Source organism: Bacteroides sp., assembly GCA_036351255.1.
GTDB lineage: Bacteria > Bacteroidota > Bacteroidia > Bacteroidales > UBA7960 > UBA7960.
Genome location: JAZBOS010000015.1, coordinates 1 through 11,183, shown reverse-complemented (window position 1 = coordinate 11,183; position 11,183 = coordinate 1). Strand labels below are relative to the sequence as shown.

The 11,183-nt window shown below is 50.8% G+C and carries 9 protein-coding genes; 8 read left to right on the top strand and 1 reads right to left on the bottom strand.

The window, feature by feature from the left end; translation table 11 throughout:
* Positions 1–399: DsrE family protein (locus tag V2I46_01050; GenBank protein MEE4176074.1), on the bottom strand; the 399-nt coding region annotated here is incomplete at its 3' end.
* A 323-nt stretch (positions 400–722) separates the two neighbouring features.
* On the opposite strand from V2I46_01050, the gene V2I46_01045 reads away from it, so the two are divergent.
* The 8 genes from V2I46_01045 to V2I46_01010 all read left to right on the top strand — a co-directional run.
* Positions 723–2,210: a TolC family protein gene (locus V2I46_01045; protein ID MEE4176073.1), complete on the top strand. Its 1,488-nt coding sequence runs from the start codon at positions 723–725 to the stop codon at positions 2,208–2,210.
* Between the two features lie 267 nt (positions 2,211–2,477).
* Complete coding sequence (locus V2I46_01040) at positions 2,478–4,085, top strand: carboxyl transferase domain-containing protein (GenBank protein ID MEE4176072.1); 1,608 nt, start codon at positions 2,478–2,480, stop codon at positions 4,083–4,085.
* A gap of 11 nt (positions 4,086–4,096) precedes the next feature.
* Positions 4,097–4,891, top strand: coding sequence for an enoyl-CoA hydratase-related protein (locus V2I46_01035; GenBank protein ID MEE4176071.1), 795 nt, complete (start codon positions 4,097–4,099; stop codon positions 4,889–4,891).
* A gap of 1 nt (position 4,892) precedes the next feature.
* Positions 4,893–6,878, top strand: a complete 1,986-nt coding sequence (locus V2I46_01030; protein MEE4176070.1) for a biotin carboxylase N-terminal domain-containing protein — start codon at positions 4,893–4,895, stop codon at positions 6,876–6,878.
* Positions 6,879–6,957: 79 nt separating this feature from the next.
* Positions 6,958–8,109 (top strand): acyl-CoA dehydrogenase family protein, encoded by a 1,152-nt coding sequence (locus tag V2I46_01025; GenBank protein MEE4176069.1) that lies wholly within the window; start codon positions 6,958–6,960, stop codon positions 8,107–8,109.
* Positions 8,110–8,120: 11 nt separating this feature from the next.
* Positions 8,121–9,116, top strand: a complete 996-nt coding sequence (locus V2I46_01020) for a hypothetical protein (GenBank protein MEE4176068.1) — start codon at positions 8,121–8,123, stop codon at positions 9,114–9,116.
* 250 nt (positions 9,117–9,366) lie between these two features.
* Positions 9,367–10,692, top strand: coding sequence for a hydroxymethylglutaryl-CoA reductase, degradative (locus V2I46_01015; GenBank protein MEE4176067.1), 1,326 nt, complete (start codon positions 9,367–9,369; stop codon positions 10,690–10,692).
* Between the two features lie 44 nt (positions 10,693–10,736).
* Positions 10,737–11,183: hypothetical protein (locus tag V2I46_01010; protein MEE4176066.1), on the top strand; the 447-nt coding region annotated here is incomplete at its 3' end.

Genomic DNA, 11,183 nt, shown 5'->3' with positions numbered 1-11,183 from the left:
TTCCATCAGGTCTTCGGGCTGATAGCCTGCGGCTTCCAAACAGGTGGGACAAACATAAACGCCCACGTTTTTCTCAAGTAAAGCCTTAATATAGGTGTGAGCCGATTCAAAATTGGCGTGGCTCAGGTCGCGGGCGTCCTTTACCAGCAGCTTCACGGCCTCGATATCCATATACACCAGCACGTCCTTGTCTTCGGCCATCAGGGTGGCCATCTTCAGGGGCATCAGCGCCCGGTGCGGATCATCATAGCCCGCCGAGATGTGGATGAACACCCCGTCGGTGGCGGGCTTATCCATAACAATCTGTTTTTCAATTTCCTCTACAATGGTCTCTTTGGGCTGTTGGGTGCAGGCGCTTAACAGGAACGCCAGTAGGGCCATCAGGGCAATGTTTTTCATAAGTTTGGTTTTTTTGGTGAATGAATGGAAACAATTGTGTTTATTTACTCATTGATTCAATTTTCAAACTAAAGGAGCGCTTATTTTCTTCCGAAAAAAAGGTTCATTGTGAGTAGGAAAAACCTTTTGCAATTTAATAAATTTTAATGGAAAAGATATTTAAAACAATATCTAAGGTATTAAAGCTAATAAAATAGTTTTGGCCGGTTGAGGGAATTAAAGAACCCATCTTGGTTTACATTGTGGACAATTCTTTAAAGGTAACAGCAATATTTTGGTAATTTTACCGCTGAAACTACTATCAAAAATTTCTGTTTACCACCATGATAAAAAAGGTATTGTTCTATTTGTTTTTGCTTGGAGGCTTGTTTCTATTTATCCCCTCTTCAGGTTTTGCCTCCGATCGTCGCTTGTTAACCCTTGAGGATGTGATAGGCATTGCCCGCGAGCAATCGCCCGATGCCCTTTCCGCGCGTCACCGCTATCGTGGTAGTTACTGGCAATACCGTAGCTTCAGGGCCGGCTACCTGCCCAACCTGAGCCTGGAGGCCACCATCCCTAACCTGAACCGTACCATCTCGCCCGTGACCCTGCCCGATGGAACGGATGTATTCGTCAGGCGCAGCCTGGCTACTTCTTCGGGGACTTTGTCACTGAGCCAAACGGTAGGGCTCACCGGCGGACAGTTATTTGTCAACTCAGGCTTGCAGCGGATCGACCTGATACGCGACGATGGAAACACGGTATCCTTTCTTTCTACCCCGATCAATATTGGTTTCCGGCAACCCATCTTCGGGTTCAACCGCTTTAAATGGGAACGGCAAATTGAACCCCTGCGCTATGAGGAAGCAAAAAAGCAATATGTGGAAAGCCTGGAGAACATCTCTGTAAGGGCGACGCAATACTTTTTCGACCTTTTGCTGGCCCAGATCAATATGGAGATCAATAAAATAAACCTCGAGAGCAACGACACCCTTTACCGCATTGCCCAGGGGCGCTTTTCGCTGGGGCGCATTGCCGAAAACGAACTGCTGCAAATGGAGCTGAACGTGCTGAACTCGGAAGCTACCCTTGAGCAGTCGCGCATCGATTATGAGGGGGCATTGTTTCGCTTCCGTTCATACCTGGGTTTTGATGGCAGTGAATCCCCTGAGCTGATCCCTCCGGAAGACATCCCCGAATTGCAGATCGATGTCTACGCCGCCCTTGATGAAGCCCGCAAGAACCGGGCAGACATCATAGAACAGCAACGCCTCTTGATAGAAGCTGAAAGCCAGGTGAGCCAGGCCAGGGCTAACAGCCGCTTTAATGCCGACCTCTTTGCCGTGTATGGCCTGACCCAGACTTCTGAGGATTTCGCCGGGGTGTATCGCGACCCCCTGGATCAGCAGCAACTGGCCCTGGGGATTTCCATCCCCATCCTCGACTGGGGCGTTTCGAAAGGACGCGTAAGGATGGCTGAGTCTAATCGCGAACTGGTGACCACCACCGTGAATCAAACCCTGGTAGATTTTGAACAGGAAGTCCTGCTGCGCGTGATGGAGTTCAATATGCTGAAAAGCCAGCTGGAGATCGCCCAAAAAGCCGATATCATTGCCGAGAAACGCTATGCCGTTTCAAAGGAACGATTTCTGATTGGCCGCATCGACATCATTGAACTCAACCTGGCCCTGGAAGAGAAAGACCGCTCGAAGCAGCGTTACCTCGCCGCCCTGCGCACCTACTGGAGGGGCTTTTACGAAATGCGCCGCCTCACCCTATACGACTTCCTGAACGACCAGCCGCTGGAGGTCGACTACGAAAATATTTAGGGGTTAGGGGTTTGGAGTTAGGGGTTCAATGTTTCAGGTTTAAAGTTCAAGGTTTAACCCTACAAGCCACGTAGGACGATAGTTTGTTTGATACGCCAAAAATTTCCCCGTCGGGAATTTGCCAGCCCTTCCTGAAATGTTTTTTTGTTTGGATATATTTCTGGAAATTTTCTTTAGTAGAATATTTAAAAAACACTGCGAATAGGAGGCTGTTTTTAATATTTAAACTATTTTTGAGGATAAAAGAAACCAAATCCATCACCCGCCGTGTTTCAGATCCCAACGCATATTCACCCACCCGGACACGAGTTCTTTTCTAACCGTGACCATTATCTAAAACTGCTGGAAGCCCATCGGGGCATTATGCACCGTGTGTTGCAGGGTGGCCCTGGCAGTGCTGTTGAAAAACACCGCTCAAGGGGCAAACTGCTGGCCCGTGAGCGCGTCGATCTGCTCATTGACCCCAATACCCCTTTCCTCGAATTGTCGCCCCTGGCGGCTTACGGGCAATACAAGGATGGCTTCCCCTCGGCAGGTGTCATCACCGGTATCGGGGTGATACAGGGCAGGGAAGCCGTGATCGTGGCCAACGATGCCACCGTAAAGGGGGGGACCTATATCAAGGAAACCATCCGCAAGCATATCCGCGCCCAGGAGATTGCCCTGCAAAACAACCTGCCTTGTGTGTATATGGTTGATTCGGGAGGGGTGTTCCTGCCTGAACAGGCAGAGGTGTTCCCCGACCGTGATGACTTTGGCAGGATATTCTATAACCAGGCCAAACTTTCGGCACAGGGCTGCCCTCAGGTGGCCTTGGTGATGGGTTCTTGTACGGCAGGTGGTGCGTATGTGCCTGCCATGAGCGATGAGACCGTGATCGTGCGCAACCAGGGCACCATCTTTATCGGCGGCCCGCCCCTGGTAAAAGCTGCTACGGGTGAGATCGTCACCCCGGAAGAACTGGGCGGGGCAGAGGTGCATACCACCAAATCAGGTGTGGCCGATCACCTGGCCGAGAACGACCAGCACGCCATCGCCATTTGCCGAAGCATCTTCGAGACCTTCCAGCCCGCCGAAAAACAGCTGCTGGAAGTAAAGACCCCCGAACCCCCATTGCATGACCCCGAGGAGCTATACGGCATTATCCAGTCAGACCCCAAGAAACAAACCGACCCTTACGAGATCATTGCCCGCCTGGTGGACGGCAGCCGCTTCCACGAATTCAAGGCGCGTTATGCCACAACGCTGGTGACGGGTTTTGCACACATCATGGGTTATCCTGTCGGCATTATTGCCAATAATGGCGTGCTTTTTGCTGAGTCTTCCCTGAAGGGAACCCACTTTATTGAGCTCTGCAACTTCCGCAAGATCCCCATCCTCTTCTTGCAGAACATCACCGGCTTTATGGTGGGCAAGACCTATGAGACCTCTGGTTTGGCGCGCGACGGGGCTAAACTTGTGCACGCCGTGGCCAATGCCAATGTACCTAAGATTACCATCATCACCGGGGGCTCCTATGGCGCAGGAAACTATGCCATGGCTGGTCGGGCCTATGACCCGCACTTCCTGTTTATGTGGCCCGGCTCTCGCATTTCAGTGATGGGTGGGCAGCAGGCAGCCAATGTGCTGGCCCAGGTCAAGATCGATCAGATGGAAGCCGCCGGGAAAAAGGTGGATGAAGCCGAAATAGAAGCCATGAAAGCCGAAATCCTCGCTAAATACGAAAAAGAAGGTTCAGCATATTACAGTACTTCGCGCCTGTGGGACGACGGCATCATTGAGCCCCTGCAGACCCGGCAGGTGGTGGCCATGGCCATCGCCGTTTCACTGAATAAAAAATATGACGAGCCCAGAAGTGGGGTGTACCGGATGTAAATTTGAATGCAATGAAACGGTTTGAGACCATAGCGGTTGATGTAAAGGATTTTATCTGCACGCTTTGGCTTGCCAGGCCGGATAAGCGCAATGCGATCAGCAGGCAGATGGCCGCTGAACTAACAGATTTTTTTAAAGAAGCGGAAGAAAACCCCGCCATCCGGGTGGTGATCCTCAGGGGGCAGGGCGATTATTTCTGTGCCGGAGGTGACCTGCGCTGGATGAGCCAGGGAAATGACCTTCAGCCACAGGACCGTTCGGGATGGGTGCTGGCGAACCTCTACCGGTCGCTCTACCATTTTCCTAAACCCCTGATTGCCCTGGTGCACGGAGCTGCTATGGGTGGAGCATTGGGCTTGATAGCCTGTGCCGATTTTGTGCTGGCCGAAGATAAAGCCATCTTTTCGTTCAGCGAGGTAAAACTTGGGCTGGTACCTGCCACAATCTCCCCTTTTGTGATCAGGAGGATTGGGGAGAACAATGCAAAGCAGCTGATGCTTTCAGGAAAAAAAGTTAAAGCGCAGGAAGCAATACAATACTGCCTGGTGGATTTTCAAGGGGAGATGAAGCAAATGGAACAACAAGCCCTTGAACTGGCAGTCAGGATGGCAGCCAATGCTCCCGAAGCAATGAAGGCCTGTAAAAGGCTGATTCAGCAAGTAGCAGGCAAAGAAATTGATGAATCATTGAGTCATTATACGGCCAAATTGTTAACCTCCCTGCAGGAAAGTGAGGAAGCAAAGGAAGGGATGCAGGCCTTCCTGGAAAAACGTGAACCGGTATGGCCGGAAAAGCCAAACAAATGATATGAAGCGAACCATTACAAAAGTATTGGTGGCCAATCGCGGCGAGATTGCCATCCGCATTTTCCGGACCCTTCGTGAGATGGGTATCCGCAGCGTAGCCATTTTCTCGGGCGATGATGCGGATGCACTGCACGTCGCCGCCGCTGATGAGAGCTACCTGATTCACGGCAGCAGTCTGGCTGACAACTACCTGAACCAGCAGCGCATCATCCAGGTTGCCAAACAGGCAGGCGCTGATGCCATTCATCCGGGCTATGGCTTTTTGTCCGAGTCGCATACCTTCTCAGGGGCGGTTCGTCAGGCTGGCCTCATCTTCATCGGGCCGGGAGACGAAGCCATTCGTCTGATGGGCAATAAGGTGGAAGCCCGCACCAGGGTGGCAAAGCTCGGGGTGCCCCTCATCGAGGGTGCTACCGGCAATCCGGATGAACTGGAGAAGCTGGCTGAAAAGATCGGCTTTCCCATTCTTGTCAAGGCTGCCGCAGGAGGCGGGGGCAAGGGGATGCGCATTGCAGGAAACCCGAATGAGCTCAGGGAAATGCTGGAGACCGCTCAGCGGGAAGCCTTCAACTATTTTGGCAATGGTGAGGTTTACATTGAGAAATACCTGGCCAGCCCCCACCACATTGAAGTGCAGCTTATGGCTGACGAACACGGGAGGGTGGTTACGCTTTTTGAACGCGAATGCAGTCTGCAGCGCCGCTATCAAAAGATCATTGAAGAGGCACCCAGCCCCAATGTAGGCCCCAAACTGCGCCAAAAGCTCATGCGGGATGCCAGGATCATTGCCGAAGACATCGGGTATGTTAACGCGGGCACCATTGAGTTCCTTGTTTCAGGCGACCATCATTATTTCCTGGAAATGAATACCCGCATCCAGGTGGAACATCCGGTGACAGAAATGATCACTGGCATAGATATTGTGAGAGAACAAGTGAATATTGCCCGTGGAGAACCCCTTTCATTCTCTCAGGATGAGATCAGGATCAATGGGCACGCCGTAGAAGCCAGGGTATATGCCGAGGACCCCAAAAAGGAGTTTTTGCCTTCACCCGGGAAAATTGTTTTTTACAAAACGCCTAAAGATCAGGATCTTCGTATTGATGGCTCGATGAGTAACGGCGCTGAGGTCAGCAGCCAGTTCGACCCCATGATCAGCAAGGTAATCAGTCACGCGCCTTCTCGCGAGGAGGCCCGCAGTAAGTTGCTCAATGGTTTGAAGGCTTACCTCATTCACGGCATCAAGACCAACATTCCCTTCCTTGTCGCCCTTTTGCAGTCGGAGGCATTTATGGATGGTAGTGCCGATACCAACTTTTGCAAGCAGTTTCTCCAGGATGGCTTTTTGTCGGAACTTGAAGAAATTCCAGATCCCGATTTGTTTACGGCTGCCTTTGTTTTTGCCGGAAGGTCCAGGAGGGTTAAGGGTGAAGCCATCTGGAACCAGCTGGGCCACTGGCGCCTGTGTATGCGCACCGGGCTCATCATCAACGGGAAAAATTTCAACCGAAGCATCCATACCATCGGTCCTGAGCAGATTTATATGGAACCCAGCGAAAAAAAGGTGATCTACCACCTGCTCAGGAAAACGGATCATGAAATGCATATCGACGCTTCGGGTGTCATCAGGAAATTATTTTTTACCCTGATGAATGACGGCTCTGTTCTGATCCAGCAAAACGGGCGCACCTTTTTGGTGCAGCACGCCATGCACCTCAACCGCGAAAGCCTGAAACGCATCAATAACAATCCCGTGCTCGAAGGCACCTATGGGGTCCATGCCCCCATGTTTGGCAAGGTGATCCAGGTGATTGTAAAACCCGATGATATTGTGAATAAGGGCGATACCCTGGTGATCCTTGAATCCATGAAAATGGAAAACAGGGTGGTGGCCATGGGCAAAGGAAGGGTTCAGAAAATTGAAGTACATTCCGGGCAGTTGGTGCAGGATAACCAGGTTCTTGTTGTCTTGTCTAATGTAATATAGAAAAAGTTTAACAAAAATTTGTTTTTCAGAAAACCATTTTTAAAAAATATTGTTATAGAATCATAACAAAACAAAACTCATGATTACACACCCACTATTGACTGACGCGCACCATGCCCTGAGGCAAAGGATTCGCGAATTTGCTGAGAAAGAGATTCGTCCGGTGGCAGCGCAACTGGATGAGACCGAAGAGTTCTCCATTGAACTAACGGCCAAAATGGGAGATGCCGGGTTGTTTGGCATCCAGGTTCCCAAAGAACTGGGCGGGCAAGGACTGGATACCCTTTCCTATATTATTATCGTGGAGGAACTGGCAAGGGTCGACAGCTCGCAGGCCGCTACCATTGCTGCCATCAATTCTCTGGCCATAGCGCCCCTGATGAAGTATGGCACGCCCGAACAGATTCAGAAATATGTCCCGCAACTTTGCACAGGCCGGATGACCTGGGCTTTCGGACTGACGGAAGAACACGCAGGATCGGATGCCATGGGCTCGCAAACCAACGCAAAACTGGTGGATGGACAATGGGTCATCAATGGCGAGAAAAGGCACATTACCAATGCTTCCAGCGAGATTTCGGGTGGCGTTATTGTACAGGCCGTAACCGGCGAGGAAAATGGTCGCAAAAAACTCTCCGCTATCATTGTTGAAAAAGACACCCCGGGATTTACCCGCAAGAGATCGTTTGGAAAACTGATGTGGCGGGCCTCCGATACAGGCAGGTTGTACTTTGATAATGTCAAGGTGCCCGCATCAAATTTGTTGGGAGAAGTAGGTCAGGGAGGCCGGATCATGCTCAATGCCCTCGATGGGGGACGCCTCTCAGTGGCTGCCATCGGCCTTGGGCTGGCACAGGGTGCTTTTGAAGCTGCACTCTCACATTCCAAGAAAAGGGTGCAGTTTGGGCAACCCATTCATAAGTTCCAGGCCGTTTCCTTCAAACTGGCCGACATGGACATGAAGATTGAACTGGCGCGCAACACCCTGTACAACGCCTGCTGGAAAAAGGACAACAATATGCAATTTGCCCGCGAATCAGCTATCTCAAAATTATACACCTCAGAGATCGCCCGTGAGATAGCAGACGAGTCACTCCAGATTCACGGTGCCGCTGGGGTATTCAAGCCCCATGAAGTGGAACGGTTTTATCGTGACCAGCGTTTGCTGCAGATAGGAGAAGGTACTTCAGAAATCCTGCGTATGGTAATAGCCCGTTACAACGGGGTATAAAACCCGCCCGTATGGAGAACCGCAAAAAAGACCATATCAACCTCGCGTTCGAATCGCAGATCCCGGCCAGGGACATTGACCAGCGGTTTTATTATGAGCCCATGCTCAGCGCCCATCCGGTAAATGCCATTCCTGAAACGGATTTCCTGGGCAAGCGGATGAAGCTGCCGGTATGGGTCTCCAGCATGACGGGAGGCACCAAAATGGCTGGCATCATCAACCGGAACCTGGCAAGGGCCAGCAGAGAGTTTGGCATGGGGATGGGTCTGGGGTCCTGCCGAATCCTGCTCGATGATGATAGATATTTCCCCGATTTTGATATGCGCGAGATCATTGGCCCTGAACAACCGCTCTGGGCTAACCTGGGCATCAATCAGTTGGAGGACATGTTGCGTGACAAGCAAGTGGACCGCATCATTGAGTTGGTGGAAAAACTGCGTGCCGATGGTCTTTTTATACACGTCAATCCATTTCAGGAATGGTTTCAGCCTGAGGGCGACCGCCTGAAAAAACCACCAGTTGAATCCATAAAGGCCCTTCTCGAGCAAGTCGGGTTTCCGGTCATCGTCAAGGAAGTGGGGCAGGGGATGGGATATGAGAGCTTGCGCCAGTTGCTTAGCCTTCCTCTCGGTGGAATAGAATTCGCCGCCTTTGGTGGTACCAACTTCGCTAAGGTTGAACTCCTGCGTACCCAGCCAGTGGAACAGGAAATGTTTGAGCCCCTTACCCGCATCGGCCACGATGCCTTGCAAATGGTCAATATGGTTAACCATATCGTGGAAAACGAACCCGGGAATGTCAACGTCAGACAACTGATCATTTCAGGCGGGGTGCGTTCATACCTCGATGGGTATTACCTGGTCCATAAATCAAAAGTACCGGCGGTCTATGGTCAGGCTTCATCGTTCCTGAAGTATGCCCGTGATGATTACGAAACCTTGCGGCAGTTCATTCAATACCAGGTCAAGGGTCTGCAAATTGCTTATGCCTATTTGCGGGTGAAGTAACGATTTGACGCTGGCTTAGGTTTAAGAGCACTAGTTTTTTGTAGTTCTTTGTCTAAATTTCTGTAGAATTATTTTATCCGGATGCTTCCCTTCAGAAATATTTCTTTTTAAAAGGGCTTGGGTGGATTGTTTGCATAAGGAATGAATTTGTTAATATTGCAAATGCTAAGTGGGGAAAATTGGATAAAAAAACCTGGAAATTAGTTGATTGTTTTTTGACCTTTGTTCCCCGAGAAATCATTTCCCAGCTATGGTACAGAAATCCCTGATCAAAGGCTTCTCGAAGCTCAATCCCGATGAAAAACGGAAGGTGGTCGCTAGCCTTTTTGAAGACCCTTCAGGAGTTGACAAGACCCTGAGCTCGTTTTTTCACCCCGACGCAGCGGTGCAGCAGGTACTTTCTGAGTTGAGTGAGAACACCCTTTCTAATTATCCCTTGCCATACAATGTGGCCCCCAACTTCATCATCAACGGACGGCCATTCCTTGTTCCAATGGTCATCGAAGAAAGTTCAGTGGTAGCCGCCGCTTCATCAGCCGCGCGTTTTTGGGCCGACAGGGGCGGGTTCACTGCCAGGGTGATCGATACCCAAAAGGTTGGACAGGTCCATTTTCTTTTTAAGGGCGATCACCATAGGTTCGAAACCGCTTTTCCTGAGATGGAGACCTTCCTCATGGAAAGGGTTGAGCCCATTGCCAGAAATATGGTAAAACGCGGAGGAGGCATCCTCGGGATGGAACTTCGTAATAAGACCCGGGAGATCGACAACTTTTTTCAATTGCATCTGACCTTTGAAACCGTGGATGCCATGGGGGCCAATTTCATCAATTCCGTCCTTGAAGAATGCGCCCGTGGCTTAAGTGATTATTTCGTTCAAACTCCTGGGTTCTCTCCTTCAGAATACGAACCGCTAATGTCAATCCTTTCCAATCATACGCCTGAATGCCTGGTGGAGGTTAAGGTCGCCTGTCCCGTTGCCGGGCTTTCGAACATTGCACCGGGAACTACTGCAGAGGATTTCGCCCGCAGGTTTGTCCTTGCGGTCAGGATTGCCGAACAGGATATCCACAGGGCCGCCACCCACAACAAAGGCATTATGAACGGGGTGGATGCAGTAATCCTGGCGACCGGAAACGACTTCCGTGCCATTGAGGCCGCGGCCCACGCCTATGCCGCCAAAGATGGCAGATATGCCTCCTTGAGTCACGCAAAAGTTGAGAACGGGCAGTTCGAATTCAGTCTCACGATGCCTATGGCTTTGGGCACCACAGGCGGGTTGACCCGACTGCATCCTCTGGCCGCTTTATCGCTTGAGATGCTTGGGAAACCAAATGCAAGGGAGCTGATGATGATTGCTGCTGCAGCCGGACTGGCCAATAATTTCGCTGCTGTGCGTTCTCTTACTACAACGGGCATCCAGGCTGGGCATATGCGTATGCACTTGCCCAATATCCTGACCCAGCTTGGGGCAACCCCCGCAGAAAGGAATAAAACGGCCATTTTCTTTAAAGACCAGACGATTTCTTTTCAAAAGGTGGAGGCCTACCTGAAAAGCCTCAGGAATCAGGACGGATAATACCGCTGTTCTATTTTACGTTGAAATCATAAACCCATCGCCCCATGAATCCCCAGCGCTTTTTTTCCAATGGTAAGCTTATGATCACGGGCGAATACCTGGCGCTGGCGGGATCCCTGGTTTTGGCCATACCTGTGCGCTTTGGACAGGATATGGAAGTGGAAACCCTGCCGGGCAAGGGGGATTTGGTCATTACCTGGATTGCACAGGAAAGGGGAAGGGAATGGTATAGGGATACCTTCATTGGAAGAACCTTTGAACCGGAAGAACAGGAAAATGAGGTCAGCAAAAACCTCCAGCGTTTGCTTAAGGTTGCTGGAGAAATGAACCCAGCCTTCCCGGGGCCGAATGCAGCATTCAGGATTACGACCAATACCGATTTTCCCCTTGAATGGGGGCTGGGCAGCAGTTCTACCTTGATTTCCAATCTTGCTTGGTGGGCTGGAATTGATCCCTTTGAATTGCTTTTTAACACTTCCGGAGGTTCCGGT

Coding starts and splice junctions, on each gene's coding strand:
- V2I46_01035 (MEE4176071.1), top strand. CDS start 4,097: ATGAAACGGTTTGAGACCATAGCGGTTGATGTAAAGGATTTTATCTGC.
- V2I46_01025 (MEE4176069.1), top strand. CDS start 6,958: ATGATTACACACCCACTATTGACTGACGCGCACCATGCCCTGAGGCAA.
- V2I46_01030 (MEE4176070.1), top strand. CDS start 4,893: ATGAAGCGAACCATTACAAAAGTATTGGTGGCCAATCGCGGCGAGATT.
- V2I46_01020 (MEE4176068.1), top strand. CDS start 8,121: ATGGAGAACCGCAAAAAAGACCATATCAACCTCGCGTTCGAATCGCAG.
- V2I46_01015 (MEE4176067.1), top strand. CDS start 9,367: ATGGTACAGAAATCCCTGATCAAAGGCTTCTCGAAGCTCAATCCCGAT.
- V2I46_01045 (MEE4176073.1), top strand. CDS start 723: ATGATAAAAAAGGTATTGTTCTATTTGTTTTTGCTTGGAGGCTTGTTT.